Raw genomic sequence first — 22833 nt, 5'->3', positions numbered from 1 at the left:
TGCGTACGGCGCCGTCGGCGCGGACCGGCGCGCGGCCCGGAGCGGGACCGGCGCGCGGGCGGGAGCGCGGACGGGACGGAGGCCCCGTCCGGCTCGCGGACGGGACCGCGGCCCCGCCGGGGCCGGCTAGAACGCGGCCTCGTCCAGCTCCATCAGCGAGTTGTCGACGCCCTCGGCGATGGCGCGCTGGGTGGCGACGCCCGGCAGGACGTTCGCCGCGAAGAACTTCGCGGCCGCGATCTTGCCCTGGTAGAAGGCCACGTCCTTGGCGGACGCGGTCTCCAGCTTCTCGGCCGCCACGGCGGCACCGCGCAGCAGCAGGTAGCCGACGACCACGTCGCCCGACGCCATCAGGAGGTGGGTGCTGTTGAGACCGACCTTGTAGATGTTCTTGACGTCCTCACCGGTGGCGGTGAGGTCGGTCAGCATCTTGCCGACGATGGCCTCGAGGTCCACGGCCGCCTTGGCGAGCGCGTCGCGGGCCGGGGCCAGCTCCTCGCCGCCGGTGCCGACCGCCAGGAACTTCTTGATCTCCTCGGACAGGGCGTTCAGCGAGGCGCCCTGGTCGCGGACGATCTTCCGGAAGAAGTAGTCCTGGCCCTGGATCGCGGTGGTGCCCTCGTAGAGGGTGTCGATCTTGGCGTCCCGGATGTACTGCTCGATCGGGTACTCCTGGAGGTACCCGGAGCCGCCGAAGGTCTGGAGCGACTGGGCGAGCTGCTCGTAGGAGCGCTCGGAGCCGTAGCCCTTGACGATCGGCAGGAGGAGGTCGTTGAGGCCGATCAGGGCCTTGGCGTCCTCGCCGGCCGCCTCCTTGACCTGGATCTCGTCCTGGATCGCGGCGGTGTACATGACGAGGGCGCGCATGCCCTCGGCGTACGCCTTCTGCGTCATCAGCGAGCGGCGGACGTCGGGGTGGTGCGTGATGGTGACCTTCGGCGCGGTCTTGTCCATGAAGTTCGCCAGGTCGGTGCCCTGGACGCGCTCCTTGGCGTACTCCAGCGCGTTGAGGTAGCCGGTGGAGAGGGTGGCGATCGCCTTCGTGCCGACCATCATCCGGGCGAACTCGATGATGCGGAACATCTGGCGGATGCCGTCGTGCTTGTCGCCGATCAGCCAGCCCTTGGCGGGGTGCTTGTCGCCGAAGGTCATCTCGCAGGTGTTGGACGCCTTGAGGCCCATCTTGTGCTCGACGTTGGTGGCGTAGACGCCGTTGCGCGCGCCCAGCTCACCGGTCTCCCAGTCGAACTCGTACTTGGGGACGAGGAAGAGCGACAGGCCCTTGGTGCCGGGGCCGGCGCCCTCGGGGCGGGCCAGCACGTAGTGGAGGATGTTCTCCGCCATGTCGTGCTCACCGGAGGTGATGAAGCGCTTCACGCCCTCGATGTGCCAGGTGCCGTCCTCCTGCTGCACGGCCCGGGTGCGGCCGGCGCCCACGTCCGAGCCGGCGTCGGGCTCGGTGAGGACCATGGTGGAGCCCCACTGCTTCTCGACGGCGACCGCGGCGGCCTTCTTCTGCGCCTCGGTGCCCTCCTCGAAGAGGATGCCGGCGAAGGCCGGACCCGAGGAGTACATCCATATCGCGGGGTTCGACCCGAGGATCAGCTCGGCGTACGCCCAGATCAGGGAGCGGGGCGAGGTGGTGCCGCCGATCTCCTCGGGCAGGCCGAGCCGCCAGTACTCGGAGTCCATGAAGGCCTGGAAGGACTTCTTGAAGGTCTCCGGGATCGGGGCGGTGTTGGTCTCGGGGTCGAAGACCGGGGGGTTCCGGTCGATGTCGGCGAAGGACGCGGCGAAGTCGTTCTCGGCGAGACGGCGCATCTCGTCCAGGACGCTCTTGGCGGTGTCGACGTCCATCTCCTCGAACGGACCGGTGCCGTACACCTTGTCGCGCCCGAGGACCTCGAAGAGGTTGAACTCGATGTCGCGGAGATTCGACTTGTAGTGCCCCATGGCGACGGCTCCGTAAGGCTCGGGGAGGCGGAATCCTCGTACACGTACCAGCTAGTAGCTACGATGATGCTACCCGTCGGTAATAAGAGCAACCCTTTCGGCCGATCTGTGACGTGTCACGCCCTGCGCGGTCGATGGCGGAAGGCGGTCGGCGGGCGCCCGGCGCGGGGTGGCGCTCGGTAGGCTGGGCGCCATGTACGGCTACGACCAGAACCAGGGTGCCCAGCAGCAGTACGCCCCGCCCCAGCAGGGGTACGCGCAGCAGCCGCCGCTGTACCCCGAGCCGTCGCCGCCCTCGCTCGCGGACGCGGTGCGGGCGTTCACCACGGGGTCCCTGTCGGCCGAGGACTTCCAGCAGATCTTCGCCACCTCGAAGGTCTACTGCCCGCGCGGCGACAACCCCGGATTCCTGGCGCTGCACAACACTCAGCAGCCGGTCATCCCGATGTTCACCTCGCTCAAGGAGCTGCGGCGGTACGCGGGCAAGGAGTCCAAGTACTTCGTGATCACCGGCGCCGAGGTGATCGACCTGCTCCCCACCGGGTACGGCTTCGTGCTCGACATGGAGGGCGACCACCGGATGGTCTTCGACGCCAAGGCCGTGGAGCAGATGGTCGACTTCGCCATGCGGCGGATGTACGGCTGACGCCGCCGCACCGGCCGGCCGCCGCATCCCGGGACGCACCGGGGGTGGCGGCCTTTCTTGTGCCCGCGTGCCCCGGGCCGCGGGCGGCTCCGTACGCGGTCGCGGGGTGCCGGCAGCGGTGTGCGGTCGCGGGGTGCCGGCCGCGGTGTGCGGTCGCGGCGGGAATGGGAAGCCGGGAGGAGGTGTTCTGCTGGCAAGAAGTTCATCCTTCAACTAAAGTGGGAGCACGCCGCCCCCGAGGAGGACCCGCCATGCCTGCCGTGACCGTAGAGAACCCGCTCACCCTGCCGCGCGTCGCCGCGCCCGCCGGTGCCGTGCCGCGCCCGGTGCTGGGCGTCACCACCGCGCCCGCCGGCTTCGAGGGGGAGGGCTTCCCGGTGCGCCGCGCGTTCGCCGGCATCCACTACCGCCACCTCGACCCGTTCATCATGATGGACCAGATGGGCGAGGTGGAGTACGGCGTCGGCGAGGCCAAGGGCACGCCCTGGCACCCGCACCGCGGCTTCGAGACCGTCACCTACCTGATCGACGGCACCTTCGTCCACCAGGACAGCAACGGCGGCGGGGGCACCATCCGCAACGGCGACACCCAGTGGATGACCGCCGGCTCCGGCCTCCTGCACATCGAGGCCCCGCCGGAGAACCTCGTCGCGTCCGGCGGCCTCTTCCACGGCCTCCAGCTGTGGGTGAACCTGCCCGCCAAGGACAAGATGATGGACCCCCGCTACCAGGACATCCGCGGCGGCCAGGTCCAGCTCCTCACCTCCCCCGACGGCGGCGCCCTGCTCCGCGTCATCGCCGGCGAGCTGGACGGCCACGAGGGCCCCGGCATCACCCACACCCCCATCACCATGATCCACGCCACGCTGCGCCCCGGCGCCGAGGTCACGCTCCCCTGGCGCCCCGACTTCAACGGCCTGGCGTACGTCCTGGCCGGGCGCGGCACCGTCGGCACCGAGCGCCGCCCCGTCCACCTGGGCCAGACGGCCGTCTTCGGCGACGGCGGCTCGCTGACCGTCCGGGCCGACGACAAGCAGGACGGGCACACCCCCGACCTGGAGATCGTCCTGCTCGGCGGCCGGCCCATCCGGGAGCCCATGGCGCACTACGGGCCGTTCGTCATGAACACCCGCGCCGAGCTCCAGCAGGCCTTCGACGACTTCCAGGCCGGCCGGCTCGGCCGCATCCCCGCCGTGCACGGCATGGGCGAGACCGGCGTCGAGACCGGCTGACGGCACGTCACCCGGCCGGGGCCCGCCCACGGGCGGGCCCCGGCCACGCGTGATGCCGTGGAGGGGTGCACTCGCTCCCCGAGCCCGTCCGGCGGCTCGCCGCCTGGTGCGTCGTCGCCCTGCTCGTCACCGGGGTGGCGGCGGTCGGCATCTGGCTGTGCGTCACCTTCCGGACCGTCGTCACCCCCGTCCTGCTCGCCCTGCTCGGGACCGCCCTGCTCGGGCCGCTCCACCGGCGGCTGGTCGCCATGAAGGTGCAGCGCTCCCTGGCCGCCGGCCTGACCTGCACGGCCGTCGTCGCCGTCGTCGGCGGCGCCACCTACATCGTGGTCGCCGCGCTCATCGACAACGGCGAGCAGATCGTCACCTCGCTGCGCCGCGCCGCCGACGACCTCACCCGGCACTTCGGCGCCGCCGGCACCTCCCTCGACGACCTGGCCGGCAACGCCAGGGAACTGCTCGGGAAGTTCGGCGGGACCGCCGCGTCCGGGGTCATCAGCGGGCTCAGCGTCGTCGGCGAGGTGATCGCCATGGCCGTCCTCGCCCTGTTCCTGGTCTTCTTCTTCCTCCGGGACTCCGGCCGCGCCCTCGCCGGGCTGCGCTCCCTCGTGCCGCGCGGCGGCGCCGACCACGCCGAGGCCATGGCCCGCCGCGCCTTCGGGGCCGTGGAGGGCTTCATGCGCGGCACCACGTTCATCGCGCTGATCGACGCCCTCCTCATCACGGCCGGGCTGCTCGTCCTGCGCGTGCCCGGCGCCGTGGGGCTCGGCGCGCTGGTCTTCGTCGGCGCGTACATCCCGTACCTCGGCGCGTTCCTCTCCGGGGCGGTCGCCGTGCTCGTCGCGCTCGCCGACCGGGGCGTCGCCATCGCGCTCTGGGCGGTCGGCGTCGTCCTCGCCGTACAGCTCATCGAGGGCCACCTGCTCCAGCCCATGATCCAGAGCCGTACGGTCCAGATGCACCCGGCCGTCGTGATGCTCGCCATCACCGCCGGGGCGTCCCTCGCGGGCATCCTCGGCATGCTGCTCGCGGTCCCGCTCACCGCCGCCGCCTTCGGCGTCGCGGGCGAACTCCGCAAGCTGTACGCGGCCGGGGGCGCGGCATAGGCCGTGTCCCCCCGCCCGGACGCCCCCGTCCCGGCTAGCATCCGCGCCGGGGGGCCCGGTGAGTACGGAGGCCGTCATGCAGCACCAGACCCCGCCCGACGCACGCCTGCTGAGGAACCGCTCCCGCCTCGGCCACCAGATCCGCTACGCCCTCACCCACCCCCAGCGGGTGGTGCCCCACCTGCGCCGCGCCGCCCGCAACGCCCGGCTCCGCCTCCGCCACGGCGACGACCACGTCGCGTACTACCGCGCCGTCATGGCCTCCGACACCGCGCGCAGCCCGGAGGCGGCCGTCGGCGGCGTACCGTCGCACGCGCGCTGGCTGGCGGTCGGGCAGATGCAGTACGACTACCTCGTCGGGCACGGCCTGCGGCCCGGCGATCGGATGCTGGAGATCGGCTGCGGCAACCTCCGCGCCGGGTGGCGCTTCATCGAGCACCTGGAGCCGGGCCACTACTACGGCATCGACATCTCGCCCGACATCCTCGTGGAGGCCAAGAAGACCGTCGTACGGTACGGGCTCCAGCGCAAGCTGCCGTACCTCACCCCCGTCGACGACCTGCGGCTGGACTTCCTGCCCGACGCCGCGTTCACCGTGGTGCACGCGCACAGCGTGTTCTCCCACTCGCCCCTGCGCGTCCTCGACGAGTGCCTGGCGCACGTCGGCCGCGTACTGGCGCCCGGCGGGTTCTTCGACTTCACCTTCGACCGTACGGAGGGCCAGGAGCACCAGGTGCTGGGCGAGGACTTCTACTACCGCACCGACACGCTGGTCCGGCTGGCCGGCGAGCACGGCCTGACCGCCCGGTTCATGGACGACTGGGAGCACCTCCCGCACGGCCAGTCGAAGCTGCGGATCACCCACGGACCGCAGGCCGCCGGGACGGAGGCGCATGCGGCCCGGAAGGCGGCGCCGTAGGAGACCCGGCTCACCCGGGAGCCCCGAGCACCGCCAAGAGGCCCCGTGCCCACCCGGGAGCCCCGAGCACCAAGGCCCCGGGCCGGGAGCCCCCCGAACCCGCGCTAGAAGGCGACGCCCTGGAAGGCGTCGCCGTCCCGCTCCTCGTGCAGCTCGAACCAGATCGACTTGCCCTCGCCGCGCGGGTCCACGCCCCACTCGTGCGCCAGCATCTCCATCAGGATCAGCCCCCGCCCGGACGAGGCCATCTCGCCGGGGCGGCGGCGGTGCGGCAGCTCGTCGCTGGCGTCCGCCACCTCGACCCGCAGCCGCCGCTTGCCGTGGTCCCCGGTGGCCTCCGCGACCAGCAGCGCGTCCCCGTCGGTGTGCACCAGCACGTTGGTGACCATCTCCGACACCATCAGCACCGCCGAGTCGACCTGCTCCGGGTCCGCCCAGTCGTGCAGCAGCTCCCGCAGGTGCTGCCGGGCCGCCGCGATCCGCTCCGGCTCCGCCTGGGCGATCGTCAGCGCGGTGCGCCGCGCCGCCGCCGTACGCAGCGGGGCACCCGTCCGGGACAGCAGCAGCACCGCGATGTCGTCCTCGCGGCGGTCGGCGAGCGGACCGGTCGTGTGGTGCGAACCGGGGCCGTGCACCGCCTGCACCAGGCTGTCGGCCAGCACCTCCAGCGACTCGCCCTCGGCGTCGTGCCGCTCCAGCAGGGACCGGATCCGGGCCCAGCCGGTCTCCAGGTCGTGCCCACCGGTCTCCAGCAGCCCGTCGGTGCAGATCATCAGCGTCTCGCCGGGCTCCAGGGTGAGCCGGGTCGTCGGGTAGTCGGTGTCCGGGACGATGCCCAGCGGCAGGCCGCCCTCGGTGGGCCGCTGCATCACCGTGCCGTCCGCCATCCGGATCGCCGGGTCGGGGTGGCCCGCCCGCGCGATGTCGAGGGTCCCGGTGGCCGGGTCCACCTCCAGGTACAGGCACGTCGCGAAGCGGGCCGCACCGTGGTCGCCCTCCGCCCCGTCGGTGATCCCGTAGAGGAAGCGCGAGGCGCGGGAGAGGACCGCGTCGGGGCGGTGGCCCTCCGAGGCGTACGCGCGCAGGGCGATCCGCAGCTGGCCCATCAGCCCGGCCGCCCGCACGTCGTGCCCCTGCACATCGCCGATCACCAGCGCGATCCGCCCGCCGGGCAGCTGGATCATGTCGTACCAGTCGCCGCCGACCTGGAGCCCGCCGCCGGTCGGGACGTACCGCGCGGCCACCTCCATGCCGGGAATCGCCGGCCCCAGCACCGGCATCATCGTGCGCTGGAGGCCCAGCGACAGCTCCCGCTCCGACTCGGCGACCCCCGCGCGGGCCAGCGCCTGCGCCAGCATCCGCGCCACGGTCGTCAGCACGGACCGCTCGTCCGGCGTGAACGACACCGGATAGGTGAACGCCGCCATCCAGGCGCCCATCGTCCGCCCCGCCACGATCAGCGGCAGGAACGCCCACGACTCCCGGCCGAAGCGCTGCGCCAGCGGCCATGTCGCCGGGTAGCGGTCCCGGTACTCCTCCGGGGTCGGCAGGTAGATCGCCCGCCCGGTCCGCACCACCTCCGCCGCCGGGTAGTCGGTGTCCAGGAGCATGTCGGAGAAGGGCCCGTCGTCGCCGGGGTGGTGCCCGTGGTGCCCGATGATCGTCATACGGTCGCCCGAGACACCGAAGACCGCGAGCCCGTCCGGCGAGAAGCCGGGCATCGACAGCGACGCCGCCACCCGCAGCACCTCGGCCGTGGACCGCGCCTCCGCCAGCGCCCGCCCCGCGTCCAGCAGGAACGCCTCCCGCGACCGGCGCCAGTCGCCCGTGACCGGCGTACGGGCGGCGGTGCCCGGCTGCGGCTCGGCGACCTCCTGGATGGTGCCGACCAGCTGGTAGCTGTTGCCCTCCACGAAGGGCTTGGACCGGCTGCGTACGGTACGGATCACCCGGCCGCTCTCGTCCATGATCCGCAGCCGGGCCTCGGCGAGGGTGCCCTCCGCGACGGCGAGGTTCACCGTCCCGTCGATCTCGTTCCAGTCGACGGGGTGGAACCGGGAGCGCACGGCGGCCTCGGTCAGCTCCACCGGCTCAGCGGGCAGCCCGAGCAGCCGGGCGGCCTCCGCGTCGAGCGTGACGATCCCGGATGCGTTGTCCCAGCGCCACAGGCCGGTCGCGATGGCGGCCAGGACGTCCTCGGTGCGCATTGCCCCACTCTAAGAAGACGGACGGATCACCCGCCACCGAGCCCCTGGGCGGCTCGGAGTCCGACCGTGAGCGGCCCGGTACTCTGGGGGCTGCGTTTCACGTGAAACAAGCCCCCCGATCCGCGAAGACTGGATGAACGACGATGCATCGGTACAGGTCCCACACCTGCGGCGAGCTCCGCGCCTCTGACGTCGGCACCGACGTCCGGCTGAGTGGCTGGCTGCACAATCGGCGCGACCTGGGCGGCATCCTCTTCATCGATCTGCGCGACCACTACGGGATCACCCAGCTCGTCGCCCGTCCCGGCACCGCCGCGTACGAGACGCTCGACCGGCAGACCAAGGAGTCCGTCGTCCGCATCGACGGCAAGGTCGTCTCGCGCGGCGCGGAGAACATCAACGCCGACCTCCCCACCGGCGAGGTCGAGGTCGAGGTCGCCGACGTCGAGGTGCTGGGTGCCTCCGCCCCGCTGCCGTTCACGATCAACGCGGACGACGGCGTCAACGAGGAGCGGCGCCTGGAGTACCGCTTCCTCGACCTGCGCCGCGAGCGCATGCACCGCAACATCATGCTGCGCAGCGCCGTGATCGCGGCCATCCGCTCCAAGATGGTCGCCCTCGGCTTCAACGAGATGGCCACGCCGATCCTCACCGCGACCTCTCCCGAGGGCGCCCGCGACTTCGTCGTCCCGTCCCGCCTGAACCCGGGCAAGTTCTACGCGCTGCCGCAGGCCCCGCAGCAGTTCAAGCAGCTGCTGATGATCTCCGGCTTCGACCGGTACTTCCAGATCGCGCCCTGCTTCCGCGACGAGGACGCCCGCGCCGACCGCTCGCCGGGCGAGTTCTACCAGCTCGACGTCGAGATGAGCTTCGTCGAGCAGGAGGACGTCTTCCAGCCGATCGAGAAGCTGATGACCGAGCTCTTCGAGGAGTTCGGCGGCGGCCGCCATGTCACCTCCCCCTTCCCGCGGATCCCGTTCCGCGAGTCGATGCTCAAGTACGGCAACGACAAGCCGGACCTCCGCACCGACCTGGAGCTCGTCGACATCACGGACGTCTTCGCGAACTCCGAGTTCAAGGCGTTCGCCGGCAAGCACGTCCGCGCCCTGGCGGTGCCGGACACCGGTGACCAGCCGCGCAAGTTCTTCGACGGCCTCGGCGACTACGCCGTCTCCCTCGGCGCCAAGGGCCTGGCCTGGGTCCGCGTCGGCGAGGGCAACGCGCTGACCGGCCCGATCGCCAAGTTCCTCACCGAGGAGAACGTCAAGGTCCTCACCGAGCGCCTCGGCCTGGAGCCCGGCCACGCCGTGTTCTTCGGCGCGGGCGAGTTCGACGAGGTCTCCAAGATCATGGGCCCGGTCCGGGTCGAGGCCGCCAAGCGCGCCGGCCGGTTCGAGGAGAACGTCTTCCGCTTCGCGTGGATCGTGGACTTCCCGATGTACGAGAAGGACGAGGAGACCGGCAAGATCGACTTCTCGCACAACCCCTTCTCGATGCCGCAGGGCGGCCTGGAGGCCCTGGAGACCCAGGACCCGCTGGACATCCTCGGCTGGCAGTACGACATCGTCTGCAACGGCATCGAGCTGTCCTCGGGCGCCATCCGGAACCACGAGCCGGACATCATGTTCAAGGCGTTCGAGATCGCCGGCTACTCCCGCGAAACCGTCGAGACCGAGTTCGCCGGCATGCTCCGCGCCTTCCAGTACGGCGCCCCGCCGCACGGCGGCATCGCCCCGGGCGTCGACCGCATCGTGATGCTCCTCGCCGACGAGCCCAACATCCGCGAGACGATCGCCTTCCCGCTCAACGGCAACGCCCAGGACCTGATGATGGGCGCGCCGACCGAGCTGGAGGAGGCCCGCCTGCGCGAGCTGAACATCCAGCTGCGCAAGCCGGTCGCGGACAAGTAGGCCCCGCTTCTCCGCAAGGGCCCGGGATCTTCGGATCCCGGGCCCTTCGGCATGTCACAGCCCGCCCGCGCACGCCCCGCAGGTGCCTGGCTCCGGGCCGCGGAAGGCGCGGTCGCAGACGTCGCAGTTCTGGAGCGGGTGCCGGACGGCCGGCGGTCCGTCCGGTGCCCGGAACGGCGGCAGGGGCGGCAGCTGGGCGGTGAGGCGGTGGGCGAGCAGGGCCGCCGGGCGGTGCAGCGGCTCCCTCGGCAGCCCGCTGGTCAGGGCGCGCTGGACCTCCTCGGGCGTCAGGTCGCGCTCCAGCCACGCGGCGACGCCCGGGACCAGGTGCTCGGCGTCCGTGGCGGAGAGCAGCAGGCGGGGATCGTCGCGGCGGAGGCCGGAGAGCACCCCGAGGGCGGTCCGGAGGAGGTCGGGAGCGGGGTACGCGGGCGACGGGACGGCGGGCAGCGCGCGGCGGCGTACGGGCTTGTCGGCGCCGCCCCGGGGCCGGGGCCTCGGCTCCTCCGGAGCCCCGCTCCGGCCGGGCTGGTTGCACGACACCGTGCGGGTGACCATGTGCCCCCCGGCGGTACGCACCCGGGTGCGGCGCAGATAACCGTGCGCCTCCAGCTCACGCAGGGCGGCCGCGATCCGGATCCTCCCCTCGGGGAAGCGGGCGGCCAGGGTGTCGATGTCGACCTTGGCGCCGCTGCGCAGCGACTGGATGTGAACGGCCAGGCCGATCGCGAGCAGCGACAGCTCGCTGTGCTGGGCGAGGTGGTTGCCGATCACCGTGAAGCGGGTGGTGTGGCGGGAGTTGTCGTGAACGACGCCCCCGCCCGCGGCGGCGCGGGTCCCCCGGGAGGGGTGGTTTTTCCCGCCGGTACGGGACTGGGCGTGCGGTCGCGCGCTAGGGTCTTGGTTATCCATCGGGAAGGGGCTTACTTCCTTTGATGGTCAGGCCCCCGCACTGGGATTCGCACTCCCGGCGGGGGCCGACGCATGTCAGCGGTGAGGTGGTCTGTCGCGCTGAGCGTAGATCAAGCAACCCGCCCCAAAGCCAGCCGAGTTGGTGTTTTTCACCCGCGAGAGTGATCGCCACGCCGAGCCGGGGGAGGAGGGGTGGGGCTTGGCCCGGTTCCTTTATCTCTCACATTCCTTATGGGGACGGTCACCCCCACCGAACCCCCGCTTCCGGTAAGCCGGTTCACGGCCCCGCGCCGGGGCTGGGCGGTGCACCGGACCTCGCGCGTGGTCACTCCCGCGCGGCGAGATAGGAACGCATCCGAAGTACGCATGCCTGTGCCGCCACGAGATCGAGGCGCGAACTCGCCGACACGACAGACACCCTGACACCCTCCGCACAACGGCTCAGAGCGATCTCCGCGTCCCGGACGGTCCAGTCCCAGCCGCTGATGCGGAGGTCTGCCACGCCGGAGAACTTCAGGAAGAACTCCACGGTGTTGTAGTCCGTTCCAGCCCATTCGGCAGGAGGGTTCGAAGGAAGAACCGACGTCTCGCACGACAGCGTCAATGAAGCATCTCTTTCATCGATCTGAGCATAGACGATCGTGCATTCGCTCAGAGGGGGCGGTGACTCGTATGCATCGACCAGAACCTCGGCCGAACTGAAGAACACCGTCCAGTCAGATGCGCCCATAGAAAGTCCTCTCCTCGGTGCTCGGGATGGACTCGTGGCGCATCCTGTCGAGCCGTCGCACAAACAAGTGGCGCCCCTCGTCACTTCCGTCGGGGCCGATCTTGAAGGCGCTGACATGCCCCACCTTGACGGCTTCGGTACTGGTGAAATCGAGGGCTACCCGTGCTCCAGTCACTCGCACGTGGATTCGGCGGTCTGCCGTATCAAGAGCCTGTGCCCGGAGAGAAGCGGAGCGGACGGGGGGCTCCCACAGCGCCAGGGAAAAGTCCTCCACCGCGAGAAACTGCAAGTGGCACTGGATCGTGTCGACATCCGCATCCTTCCATTCCGGAGGAACCGTCGACGGGAACGTCGGCAGGTCCACGCGAAGGGTGACTGTCGGGCCTTGCCAACTGAGATTGACGGAACGCAGATCAAGCGATCCCAGAGGCGGGAGCCGGCCGTACAGGTCCAGGAGGTCATGGGAATTAACCCAAGTGATGTCACCGGTCATAGTAGTAGTGTTCCTCAGCTCCGGGTACCTGGCCATTGCGGGTGTCCTCGTAAGGTCGAACATGCACATGCGAGGGCTGATATCCGGGTTCGCCGGGCTTCTGGTGTCCGAACCAGTGATCCTGGAACACGATGAGATCCTGTCCGTTGGGATGCTCGTACACCTCCTCCCGGTAATAGATCGGCTGATGGTTCTCGTCCATCAACTGCTTGGAGCCTTGCCACTCCGGCGTCGTTGCCGGCACGAAATCGTCGACCTCAAGCGGTTCGGCACCTGCGGGAATTCCCGCGTCACGCAACGCGGTTGCCTTGGCCTCGGCCAGGTTGCGACCAGCCTTTTTACCCGAAGGGCAGTCACCGGGTGCCAGTCCCAGCGGGTCGGTCCACATGTGCGGGTTGTGGACGTACGTCGCTGGATTGGGGGCAGGGCCCAGCCCCAGTGGATCCTGGCTCAGGTACCGAGCCGATGCCGGGTCGTAGTAGCGGAAGTAGTTGTAGTGGAGTCCCGATTCGGGGTCGAAGTACTGGCCCGGGAAGCGGAGCGGGGTGTACGCCGTGGCGTCGCGGTTCCAGGTCGTCGTGCCCCAGAGGGTCGTGCGGGTGCGCCAGGCCAGGTTGCCTTCTTCGTCGACGAGTTCGGTGGGGGTGCCGATCAGGTCGGTGACGATGGCGAAGAAGCGTTCGTCGTCCGTGTCCGTGCGGCGTTCTCTCTGGGCGAGAGGGCGTAGCCCCGCGTGGTCCCAGGTGACCACGACATTTGCTGCGGCCTGCTCGCAGAGGGTCGCGCCGTCCCAGGTGAAATGGACGGTCTCCAGTACGGAGCACTTGGATGTGCGACGGCCCACGGGGTCGTAGGAATAGCGCCAGAGCGTGCCGTCCGGCGTGGTCACCGACGTCAGCCGGTCTTCCGCGTCCCACTCGTACCGCCAGGTGTCCGGCTTGCGGGAGAGGCGGGTCCTCTGACGCAGGACGACACGGCCCTGGGCGTCGTGCTCGTAGCGGACGCTGCCCGCGCGGGTGATGCGGTTGCCGCTGTAGGTACGCGTGCCGAGGACGTCCTGTCCCGGGTGGGAGGCGGGCCACGTGGCCTCCGTCTGGTTGCCGGCGGCGTCGTAGGCGTACCGCTCGCTCCAGCCGTCGGCGTCAACAGCGGTGACCCGGCCTCCATCGTCCAGGTCGAAGCGTCGTGTGCCTGCGAGATCATCGGTTACGGAGATCAGCCCTCCGTCGGGGCGGTATTCGTAGGCTCGGTGCTGAAGACGGGTGCCGCGGGACATCACGTCCTGAGTCGAGAGTCGGCCCGACGTGTCGTACGACGATGTCAGCGACACGAAACCGGCGACCGTACGCCCCACCTCCCGCCCGAGGGGGTCGAAGGTGAAGGCGAGCGAGCGATCTGATGCGGCGAGCCCTGACCTGCGCCCGGCGGCGTCGTACGTCCAGGCGCTGACCGAGCCGCCTGGCGTCGTTCTCCCCACCCGGCGGCCCAGCTTGTCGTACGTGTACGACAACGTCCGGCCGTTGACCGTCTCCGACCTCAGACGCCCGTGGCGGTCGCGGATCCGCTCCAGACGCGCGTCCGGGCTCGTCGCCACCGCCAGTTCGTCGAAGATGTCGTACTCGTAGGTGCTGACCGCGCCCTCGGCGTCCTTGCGGACGATCCGGCCAAGAGCATCACGCTCGAAGTGGATGGTCTGACCCATGCCGTTGGTACGGGAGGCCAGCCGTCCCGCCGCGTCGTAGGCATAGCTCAGCGTGCGGCCGTCGAAGTCCGTTTCGGAACACGGCCGGCCGGCCGCGTCGTACGTGTAGTCCCACGTCAGGCCCTGCGGGTTGGTCACCCGCGTCAGCCGGAGGTTCGTGTCGTGGGAGAACTCGTGGCGCACCCCGTCGGGGCCCGTCCGGGACGTCAGGAGGTCGAAGTCCGTGTACGTGAAGGTGGTCGTGCCGCCCAGCGCGTCCGTGTGCGTCAGGCAGTTGCCCTCCCCGTCGTACGTCCACGACTGCTCCGTGCCGTCCGGTTCGGTGCGCCGGGACAGCCTGCCCTCGACCGTCCAGTGCAGGCGTGTCACCGAGCCGAGCGGGTCGGTGAGGGTGACCGGGCGGCCGAAGGCGTCGCGTTCCCAGCGGGTCGTCGCGCCGAGCGGGTCGGTGATCGCCACCGGGAGGCCGGCGCGGTCGCACCGCAGGGTGGTCGCGTGGCCGAGCGCGTCGGTGACCGAGACGAGGTGGCCGTCCGGGTCGTACGCGAAACGGGTCGTGGCCCCGGCGGAGTCGGTGACCGAGGTGCGGTTGCCGTGTCCGTCGTACGTCTGGCGCACCACCGTGCCGTCCGCGCCGCGGACCCGGACCGGCAGGCCCAGCGCGTCGTACTCGGCGGTCAGCCGGCGGCCGTCGGGCCTGACCACCTCGATCGGCCGGCCCGCCTCGTCGTAGGTGAAGCGGGTGACGTGGCCGAGCGGATCGGTGCGGGACAGGAGCCGGTTGTGCACGTCGTACTCGGAGCGGACGACCGCGCCGAGCGGGTCGATCTCCCCGACGACCTGGACCCGGTCGTTGACGAGGTACCGGGTGGTGTGGCCCAGGCCGTCCGTGAGGGACGTCTGCCGCAGCCCGGTCTCGGCGTCCGTGCCGTCCCAGGTGAACCGGGTCGCGAGGTGCCCGTTCGCACCCGAGTGGTAGACGCAGCGGTGCTGGTCGTCGTAGACGTAGTCGAAGTGGCTGCCGTTGGTGTCCGTCCACGAGGTGATGCGGCCGTGCTCGTCGTACCCGAAGGTCAGCGGCCGGCCGGAGGAGTGGGTGACGGTGGTCAGGTGCCCGTCGGTGTAGCCGTAGCGGAGGATCTCCCGGTCGGTGCCGTCGCCGGCCGCGCCGGCCAGGTGGAGCGCGGTGATCCGTCCCTGATCGGTGGAGACCTTCACGTGGTAGCCGCCGTGATGCACCACCGAGGCCGGGGCGCCGGCCGCGTCGTACTCGTAGCCGATCCAGCGGCCGTTGCGGTCGTCCAGCTGTGTCAGCAGGGCCAGGCCGGGGTCCTGCTCGGTGAAGTGCCGGACCGTGCCGGTGGCGGGGTCGGTGATCGTGTACGTGTCCCCGTCGCGGTCCAGCGGCCAGCGCCGCCCGTGCGTCGGCATGACCGGCACGCCCGGGGCGGGGTGCGGGTATGCCAGCAGGCTGCCGTCCTCGCAGAGGAACACGACGCCCTCCGCGTCGATCTCCAGCCGCTCGTCGAGGGTGCTCGCCCATGTCGGGCCGAACCAGCGGCCCGCCCGGTAGGACGACTCGAAGGTCCGGTTGAGCAGCAGGGGCAGCGAGCCCGGCAGGGTCAGATCCTTCTGCGGCAGGGTCATCCGGCCCGTCGCCATGTCGACGGGGTCCTTGGAGAGCGTCTTGTCGCCCTGCGACCGGCTCGTGTCGTGCGGGTCGCCGTCGTGGGCGGTCTTGCCCTTGCCTCCCCCGCCCGGGGCGTCGAGCGCGCCCTTGCGCGCCAGGGCCCGCAGGCCGCCGGCGCCCTTGGTGCCGACCACCTCCGGGAACAGCCGCCCGCCGAACTCGCTCGGGTCCTCGCGCAGGGCGTCCCACGCGCCCTTGAGCGCGCGGTCGGGGTGGGCGCCCGTCGACACGAGCCCGGCCAGGGTCATGTTGACGTTCTCGTAGTAGTCGGCCGGGTGGGTGCGGTTGTACGGGTCGAGCGGGTTGAGGGAGCGGACGAAGTTGCTGATGCCGACCGTGCCCTTGACCGCGCCGGCGGCGAAGTGCGTCGTCTCGACGCCCGTGCCCAGGGCGTAGTCCAGCAGTTCCGCCTTGGCGCGCTCCGTGCCCGACTTCTCGGCGGGGGCGTGGGCGAGGGCCTCGGTGACGACCCTGTTGGCCGTCTCGGCGGCGGCGTCGCGCTGGCGGCGGGCCGCGTCGAGCAGGTCCTGAGCCTGCTCGCGCACCACCTGCCCCGGGTCGGTGAAGGGCGCCGGTTCGGGCAGCGGGGCATCGGTGGTGCGGGCGTCGTTGTACGCCTTGACCTTCTTGTTGTGCGCGTCGACGGCCTTCTGCGAGACCTCGTTGCCCTCCTTGAACAGGGCGATCGCCTCTCGGGCCATGCCCTGCGCGGCCGTGACCGTCGCGGCGTACGCGGTGAGCGCCGAGGCCGCCGCCTCGCAGGCGTCGGCGGCGTGCAGCCAGTCCGTGGGCAGCGGCCGGAACTTCTCGCGGAAGGTGGTGGCCGCCTGCCCCTTCCAGTGCTCGGAGTCCAGGCCCCTCATCCCGGCGCCCACCATGGAGAAGGCCCGGGCGAAGTCGCGCAGATCGCCGGCGCTCGCGGTGATCGCGGAGGCCCGGCCGTGGATCAGTTCCTCGGCCTGCTCGCTCTGCCCGAGCTGCTTCTCGGCGACCTGCGCCCCCAGCGCGGAGGCCGCGCCGTCGCCCAGGTCGGTGACCGCCTCCGCCAGGCCCTCGGCCCCGACACGGTCGAGGACGCCCCCGACGGCCTCGCTGCCCTTGTCGATGCCCGTGCCGACGATCCTCTCGCCGGCCTCCCAGGCATCCCCCAGCTCATTCAGCCAGTCCGTCACTGCTCATCCCCCCACACCGGCTGCTCCGCCCGCTCGATCGCCTCCTGGGAGGGGTCGAACGTCTCGCGCATGCGCTCGTCCAGTGCGTCCCGCACCGCCGGGTCGAGCGTGCCGTTGTTCTCCATCGAGTCCAGAAGCGCGTCCTCGACGTCGTAGCCGGTGTCCTTCCACGTCTGCTTGACGTTCTCGTGGGCGGTGGCCATCGACTCCAGGCTGTAGTCCGGATTGTCGGTCGCCCGCTGGGACTTGATCTCGTCCCAGTCCTTCGCCTTCACCTCGTCCTCGGTGAGGTGCGGATTGCCGTTCAGCCCATTGACGGCGATCTTGATGGTGTCCTTGACGTACAGCTCCTGCTCGTGGAACGCCCCCGCGGACAACCCGACGGCGGAGGCGAAGGAGTTGCCCCGCTGCATCAGGTCGCGGACGCCCCACTCCCAGCGCTCGCAGAACGTCCGGAAACCGGCGGTGAGTCCCGCGTGGCCCAGCTCCAGACCGGACAGCGCCAGATCCGAGAACCCCCGGCCGGTGGTCGCCTCGCCGATCATGCCGAGGTCCTTCAGCTCCTCGTGCGCCTTGTCGATCCCCGCCGCGATCAGCCGCAGCGCCGCGTTCGACGCCGCCAGATCCGGATCCGTCCCCGTCATGCCGTCCCCCCGGGTTCCACGGCCACCGCGTCCGGGACGATGCCCCGGACCGGCGGGAAGAGCACCCCGTCGTCACCGCCCGCGTCCAGCGCGACTCCCGCGGGCACGCCGAGCATCGGCACCAGGACGTCCAGCAGCCGCGCGCCCAGGACCGTCCGGTACTCCCACTCCCGGCCGCCCTCGCCGCGCGCCCGGGCGAACCGCGCCAGCGACTCCCGGTTCGTGAACGCGCAAATCCACCGCACGCCACCCTGATCGGCCGTCCAGAGGCTGCCGTACGGATCGATCGGGACGAGCACCGCCGTACGCCGGAACTCCCCCAGCAGGATCGCGAACTCGCGCTGTTCCATGGGCGGGTGAACGTCCACCGCAGTGGCCGGTTCCCCACCTGTCTCCCCACCCCACATCACGGTGGAGATCATCACACGTACGGATTTTCGACTGCAACGCGATAGGGGAGAACGGCCGAAACGCGGTGGGCACGCGGTATGGCGTCGGGCCGGGCCGAGGCCGCGGTACGACGGAGCCGCCGCCCTCCGGGGAGGGCGGCGGCCCGGGTGTCGCGTACCGCGGGTGCGGTCAGTCCTTCTTCGGGTCCTCCAGGCGCGGGAACAGGACCGCGCCCTTGGTGACCGTCGCGCCGGCGGGGAGCCGGCCCCAGGTGGCGGCGGACTGGACCGGCTGGGCGGCCAGGGCGCCCAGGGACGGCTCCGCGCCCAGGGAGGCCCAGAGCTTGGCCGAGGTGTCCGGCATGACCGGGTTCAGCAGGACGGCGACCGCGCGCAGCGACTCGGCGGCCGTGTAGAGGATCGTCGCCAGGCGGGCGCGGCCCTCGTCGGACGTGTCCTTGGCGACCTTCCACGGCTCCTGCTCCGTGATGTAGCCGTTGACCTGCTTCACGAAGTCGAAGATCGCCAGGATGCCGCCCTGGAAGTCCAGTTCCTCGCCGATCTTCCGGTCGGCCTCGGCGACCGCCGTGGCCAGGCCGTCGTGGATCGCCTTCTCCGCGTCGCCGTCGGCCGCCGGGGCCGGCAGGGCGCCGTCGAAGTACTTGCCGACCATCGCCGCCACGCGCGAGGCGAGGTTGCCGTAGTCGTTGGCCAGCTCGGAGGTGTAGCGGGCGGTGAAGTCCTCCCACGAGAACGAGCCGTCGCTGCCGAAGGCGATCGCCCGCAGGAAGTACCAGCGGTAGGCGTCCACGCCGAAGTGCGAGGTGAGGTCCTGCGGCTTGATGCCGGTCAGGTTCGACTTCGACATCTTCTCGCCGCCGACCATCAGCCAGCCGTTGGCCGCGACCTTGCCGGGCACCGGCAGGCCCTGCGCCATCAGCATGGCCGGCCAGATCACCGCGTGGAAGCGGAGGATGTCCTTGCCGACCAGGTGCACGTTCGCCGGGAACGTCTCGTCGAACTTCTCCTGGTTCGCGCCGTAGCCGACGGCCGTCGCGTAGTTCAGCAGGGCGTCGACCCACACGTAGATCACGTGCTTGTCGTCCCACGGGATCGGGATGCCCCAGTCGAAGGTCGACCGGGAGATCGACAGGTCCTGAAGGCCCTGGCGGACGAAGTTCAGGACCTCGTTGCGCGCCGACTCCGGCTGGATGAAGTCCGGGTTCGCCTCGTAGAACTCCAGCAGCTTCGGGCCGTACTCGCTGAGCTTGAAGAAGTAGTTCTCCTCCTTGAGGATCTCCACCGGCTTCTTGTGGACCGGGCAGAGCTTCACGCCCTGCTCGTCCTCGATCAGGTCGCCGGGGAGCTTGTACTCCTCGCAGCCCACGCAGTACGGGCCCTCGTACCCGCCCTTGTAGATCTCGCCCTTGTCGTACAGGTCCTGCACGAACTCCTTCACACGGTCCGTGTGCCGCTTCTCCGTCGTACGGATGAAGTCGTCGTTCGCGATCTCCAGGTGCTCCCAGAGGGGCTTCCACGCCTCCTCGACGAGCTTGTCGCACCAGGCCTGGGGCGTGACGTCGTTCGCCTCGGCCGTGCGCATGATCTTCTGACCGTGCTCGTCCGTGCCGGTGAGGTACCACACCTTCTCACCGCGCTGGCGGTGCCAGCGGGTGAGCACGTCGCCTGCGACGGTCGTATAGGCGTGGCCCAGGTGAGGAGCGTCGTTGACGTAGTAAATGGGGGTCGTGACGTAGTACGCCTTCGCCCCCTGCTTCTCGGATCCAGTGGCCGCCATGGTCGAAATCCTATCCGTCCGGGGAAGCTGCCCTCACCCGCGTTTCACAGAGGGAGACGCGGGGGAAGGGGCGGCACCCGGCGGGGAGCGGCGGGCGGCGGCCGGTGGACGCCGGGACCGCGGGCGGAGAGGTCCGCGAAACACGGGGCCCGGCAGAGTGGGGGCATGCGTGTACTGGTTGCCGAGGACGAGACCGCCCTCGCCGAGCTCGTCGCGGCCGGGCTGCGCCGCGCCGGATTCGCCGTCGACACCGCCCACCGCGGCGACACCGCCCTCGACCGGCTCGGGCTGTACGACTACGACGTCGTCGTCCTGGACCGGGACCTGCCCGGCCTGCACGGCGACGAGGTGGCGCGGCGCCTGGTCGCCGCGGGCGCCCGCACCCGCATCCTGATGCTGACCGCCGCCGCCGCGCTGGAGGACCGGGTGGCCGGGCTCGACCTGGGCGCGGACGACTACCTGGGCAAGCCGTTCGAGTTCCCCGAGCTGGTCTCCCGGGTGCGCGCCCTGCGGCGGCGCGGCGCCCGGCCGCCCGTACCGCCGGTGCTGGAGCGGCACGGGGTGCGGCTCGACTCGGTGCGCCGCACCGCCGAGCGCGACGGGCGGGACCTGGGGCTGTCGCCGAAGGAGTTCGCCGTGCTCCAGATCCTGCTGGAGGCGGACGGCGCGCCGGTCCCGGCGGAGGAGCTGCTGGAGCGGGCCTGGGACGAGCACGCCGACCCCTTCACCGGCGCGGTGCGGGTCTGCATGAGCAAGCTGCGCGGCAAGCTCGGCGAGCCCGCGGTGATCCGGACCGTGCAGGGCGTCGGGTACGCGCTGTGATCGGCTACGGGTCGCGCATCCGGACCCGGGTGGCCCTCGTCCACGGCGGGGTCTTCCTGGTGCTCGGCGCCTGCCTGCTCACCGTGGTGAACCTGCTCGCCCGGGCCGGTACGCGCGGCGAGGCCGAGGCGATCGTCGCGGGGGTGGCCGGCGAGGATGTCGTACGGGTCGAGCAGGTCACCGGCGACGTCAGCCGCGCCGCCTCGCACCAGCTGATGGTCTGGTCCGGCGGGGCGCTGCTGGTCATGGCGGTGTGCGCGGTGGCCGTCGGCTGGTGGACCGCCGGGCGGGTGCTGCGGCCCGTGCACAAGATGACCGCCCGCGCGCGGCGGCTGTCCGAGCGGAACCTCGCGGAGCGGCTCGCGATCGGCGGGCCCGACGACGAGCTGAAGGAGCTGGGCGACACGTTCGACGCGCTGCTGGGGCGGCTGGAGGCGGCCTTCGACAGCCAGCGGCGCTTCATCGCCAACGCCTCGCACGAGCTGCGGACGCCGCTGGCGACCCAGCGGGTGGCGATCCAGGTCGGCCTGGACGAGACCGTCCCGGCGGAGGTGCGGCAGGTGCTCCTCGACACCAACCGGCGCAGCGAGCGCCTCCTCGACGGGCTGCTGGTCCTGGCCCGCAGCGAGCGCGGCCTCGCCGAGCGGGAGCCGGTACCGCTGGGGGAGGTGGTGGCGGAGGTGTGCGAGGGGTACGGCGTCGAGAGCCCCGCTTCCGGTTCCGGTTCCGGTTCCGCTGCTGGTTCCGGTTCCGGTTCCCGTTCCGGCGGGACGGTGCCGGGCAACCGCGTGCTGCTGACCCAGCTCGTACGCAACCTGGTGGCCAACGCCGTCACGCACAACGTTCCCGGCGGTGACGGCTGGGTCCGGGTGGCCCTCGACGGGGGCACCCTGACGGTGGCGAACAGCGGGCCGGTGATCGCGGCGGCCGAGGTGCCCGCGCTCTTCGAGCCGTTCCGGCGGGGCGAGGGCCGGGACCGGATGGGCCCCGGCGCCGGGCTCGGGCTCTCCATCGTGCGGTCGATCGCCACCGCGCACGGCGGAACGGCGACGGCCACCGCACGGGACGGCGGGGGCCTGGTCGTGACCGTACGGCTGCCGGTGGACGACCCGGCCCCCGCGCCGTCCTAGTCCTGGTCCGTGCCCTTGGCCCCGTCCCCGTCCCCGTCCTCGTCCTCGCCCTCGCCCGTGCCCGGGAGGTCCCAGGCGGCGAGGGCCTCGCGGTAGAACGTGGCGTGCGGGACCTCCTGCGGCGCCGGGCCCGCGTGGAAGAACCCCGCGTTGGGCGCCTCCAGCTTGCGGAGGTAGTCGAACGCCTTCGCGTCCACCTCGCCGAACGCCACGAACTGCCAGAACACGTCCCCGGCCGCCTCCGCCGCGTCCGCCAGCGCCTGCGTCGCCGCCGTCCTCGACTCGGGGGCGCCGTCCGTCTGGAACAGCACCAGCGCCGGCCGGTCCGCCGCGTCCGACTTCGCCCGGTGGGCCAGCACCTCGGCGACGGCGCGGTCGTAGTTGGTCCGCCCCATCCGGCCGAGGGACTCGTGCAGGGCCTCGATCCGGCCGTCGACGTCGTCGAGGGTGACCTCGCCGGTGCCGTCGACCTCCGTCGAGAAGAACACGACCGGGACGGTCGCCGCCTCGTCCAGGTGCGCGGCGAGCGCCAGCGCCTGCTCGGCGAGGTGCTGCGCGCTGCCGTCCTTGTAGTACGGGCGCATCGACCCGGACCGGTCGAGGACCAGGTACACGGTCGCCCGCGTACCGGTGAGCCCGCGCTTGCGCAGCGCGGCGCCCGCCGCCTTGTACGCCTCGGCGAGCTGCGGCGCCCTGCTCCGCACCCGCGCGGCGGAGACGGCCGCCTTGGGCTGCGGTGCGGGGGCCTCCTGGGCGGCGGCCCGCGGTGCCTCCTGGGCGGCGGGCCGCGGCGCCTCCGCTTCCTCTTCCGCCTGGGTTTCCTCTTCGGCCTGCGGTTCCGGGGCTTCCTCTGCCTCTGCCGGAGCGGGCTCGGGGGCGGCCTCGGCTTCGGGGGCCGCCTCCGGGGCGGGTACGGCCTCCGCCTCCGGCTCGGGCTCCGCGGCCTTCGCCTCCGGCTCGGGCTCAGCGGGCGCCTCCGCGGCCGGGGCCTCTGCCTCCGGCTCCGCCTCGGGCTCTGCCTCCGGCTCCGCCTCGCGGGCCGGGGGGACCGTGGCGCGGCGCGGGGCCGGGTTGTCGAACGACGCCGCCACCAGCTCCGCCGCCGTCTGCTCCGGCGGAGCCGACGACGCGGGGTCCCCGGCCGCGTCCGCCGGCTCGGGCGACGAGGACGCCTGCGCCGGGACCGTCGCCGTGGGCTCCTCCGGGGGCACCTCGCGTTCGGTCTGGGTCGGGACGGACGCGGTCGCCGTCTCGTCGAGCTCCGCACGGTCGCGTCCAAACACCTTGCGCAGCAAGCTCCGAATGCCCATGGGCGAGGCCTTTCGCATGTGGGGTGCCGTGTATGTCCGTACTGCCAGGAACTGCTAGGGAGTGCCAT

The 22833-nt window shown here is 71.5% G+C and carries 17 protein-coding genes; 7 read left to right on the top strand and 10 right to left on the bottom strand.

Features of this window, described 5'->3' with window-relative positions:
* Window positions 1-126 precede the first annotated feature (126 nt).
* A complete protein-coding gene (locus ACF08D_RS21775; RefSeq protein WP_392224394.1) occupies window positions 127-1953 on the bottom strand; it encodes an acyl-CoA dehydrogenase in 1827 nt (608 codons plus the stop codon).
* A gap of 193 nt (window positions 1954-2146) precedes the next feature.
* On the opposite strand from ACF08D_RS21775, the gene ACF08D_RS21770 reads away from it, so the two are divergent.
* From ACF08D_RS21770 to ACF08D_RS21755, 4 genes are all read left to right on the top strand, one after another.
* Window positions 2147-2599: an SseB family protein gene (locus ACF08D_RS21770; protein ID WP_329868652.1), complete on the top strand. Its 453-nt coding sequence runs from the start codon at window positions 2147-2149 to the stop codon at window positions 2597-2599.
* Window positions 2600-2850: 251 nt separating this feature from the next.
* Window positions 2851-3831: a pirin family protein gene (locus tag ACF08D_RS21765; RefSeq protein WP_392224393.1), complete on the top strand. Its 981-nt coding sequence runs from the start codon at window positions 2851-2853 to the stop codon at window positions 3829-3831.
* A 65-nt stretch (window positions 3832-3896) separates the two neighbouring features.
* A complete protein-coding gene (locus ACF08D_RS21760) occupies window positions 3897-4937 on the top strand; it encodes an AI-2E family transporter (protein ID WP_392224392.1) in 1041 nt (346 codons plus the stop codon).
* Between the two features lie 76 nt (window positions 4938-5013).
* Window positions 5014-5856, top strand: a complete 843-nt coding sequence (locus ACF08D_RS21755; RefSeq protein ID WP_392224391.1) for a class I SAM-dependent methyltransferase — start codon at window positions 5014-5016, stop codon at window positions 5854-5856.
* Window positions 5857-5960: 104 nt separating this feature from the next.
* Here the strand turns inward: ACF08D_RS21755 and ACF08D_RS21750 are convergent, their stop codons facing one another.
* Complete coding sequence (locus tag ACF08D_RS21750) at window positions 5961-8063, bottom strand: SpoIIE family protein phosphatase (protein ID WP_392224390.1); 2103 nt, start codon at window positions 8061-8063, stop codon at window positions 5961-5963.
* Window positions 8064-8206: 143 nt separating this feature from the next.
* Here ACF08D_RS21750 and aspS point away from each other — a divergent pair, with 143 nt between their 5' ends.
* Window positions 8207-9973: an aspartate--tRNA ligase gene (gene aspS, locus ACF08D_RS21745; RefSeq protein WP_392224389.1), complete on the top strand. Its 1767-nt coding sequence runs from the start codon at window positions 8207-8209 to the stop codon at window positions 9971-9973.
* Between the two features lie 54 nt (window positions 9974-10027).
* On the opposite strand, the gene ACF08D_RS21740 is transcribed toward aspS, so the two are convergent.
* From ACF08D_RS21740 to metG, 7 genes are all read right to left on the bottom strand, one after another.
* Window positions 10028-10885, bottom strand: a complete 858-nt coding sequence (locus ACF08D_RS21740) for a helix-turn-helix domain-containing protein (protein ID WP_392224388.1) — start codon at window positions 10883-10885, stop codon at window positions 10028-10030.
* Between the two features lie 325 nt (window positions 10886-11210).
* Complete coding sequence (locus ACF08D_RS21735) at window positions 11211-11615, bottom strand: Imm50 family immunity protein (protein ID WP_392224387.1); 405 nt, start codon at window positions 11613-11615, stop codon at window positions 11211-11213.
* Window positions 11602-12108: an Imm50 family immunity protein gene (locus tag ACF08D_RS21730; protein WP_392224386.1), complete on the bottom strand. Its 507-nt coding sequence runs from the start codon at window positions 12106-12108 to the stop codon at window positions 11602-11604. Before ACF08D_RS21730 ends, ACF08D_RS21735 begins: the two co-directional genes overlap by 14 nt.
* Window positions 12098-16672, bottom strand: coding sequence for a putative T7SS-secreted protein (locus ACF08D_RS21725; protein WP_392224385.1), 4575 nt, complete (start codon window positions 16670-16672; stop codon window positions 12098-12100). Before ACF08D_RS21725 ends, ACF08D_RS21730 begins: the two co-directional genes overlap by 11 nt.
* Window positions 16669-17316, bottom strand: a complete 648-nt coding sequence (locus ACF08D_RS21720; RefSeq protein ID WP_392224384.1) for a hypothetical protein — start codon at window positions 17314-17316, stop codon at window positions 16669-16671. The genes ACF08D_RS21725 and ACF08D_RS21720 overlap by 4 nt, the downstream gene beginning before the upstream one ends.
* Window positions 17313-17723, bottom strand: a complete 411-nt coding sequence (locus ACF08D_RS21715; RefSeq protein ID WP_392224724.1) for an SseB family protein — start codon at window positions 17721-17723, stop codon at window positions 17313-17315. The genes ACF08D_RS21720 and ACF08D_RS21715 overlap by 4 nt, the downstream gene beginning before the upstream one ends.
* 172 nt (window positions 17724-17895) lie before the next feature.
* Window positions 17896-19503 (bottom strand): methionine--tRNA ligase, encoded by a 1608-nt coding sequence (metG, locus tag ACF08D_RS21710; RefSeq protein WP_392224383.1) that lies wholly within the window; start codon window positions 19501-19503, stop codon window positions 17896-17898.
* A 165-nt stretch (window positions 19504-19668) separates the two neighbouring features.
* On the opposite strand from metG, the gene ACF08D_RS21705 reads away from it, so the two are divergent.
* Both ACF08D_RS21705 and ACF08D_RS21700 read left to right on the top strand, forming a co-directional pair.
* Complete coding sequence (locus tag ACF08D_RS21705) at window positions 19669-20325, top strand: response regulator transcription factor (RefSeq protein WP_392224382.1); 657 nt, start codon at window positions 19669-19671, stop codon at window positions 20323-20325.
* The gene (locus ACF08D_RS21700) at window positions 20322-21455 is read left to right on the top strand and encodes an ATP-binding protein (RefSeq protein ID WP_392224381.1); all 1134 of its coding nucleotides are present in this window, start codon (window positions 20322-20324) and stop codon (window positions 21453-21455) included. Before ACF08D_RS21705 ends, ACF08D_RS21700 begins: the two co-directional genes overlap by 4 nt.
* Here ACF08D_RS21700 and ACF08D_RS21695 read toward each other — a convergent pair.
* Window positions 21452-22765 carry a VWA domain-containing protein gene (locus tag ACF08D_RS21695; protein WP_392224380.1) on the bottom strand — a complete coding sequence of 438 codons (1314 nt, stop codon included), beginning with the start codon at window positions 22763-22765 and terminating at the stop codon, window positions 21452-21454. The genes ACF08D_RS21700 and ACF08D_RS21695 overlap by 4 nt on opposite strands.
* Between the last annotated feature and the right edge of the window lie 68 nt (window positions 22766-22833).

The sequence above is a fragment of the Streptomyces sp. NPDC015131 genome, from assembly GCF_043079975.1.
Classification (GTDB): Bacteria; Actinomycetota; Actinomycetes; order Streptomycetales; family Streptomycetaceae; genus Streptomyces.
Note: the sequence above shows the minus strand (reverse complement) of the source record. Positions and strands in the feature narration are given on the sequence as shown.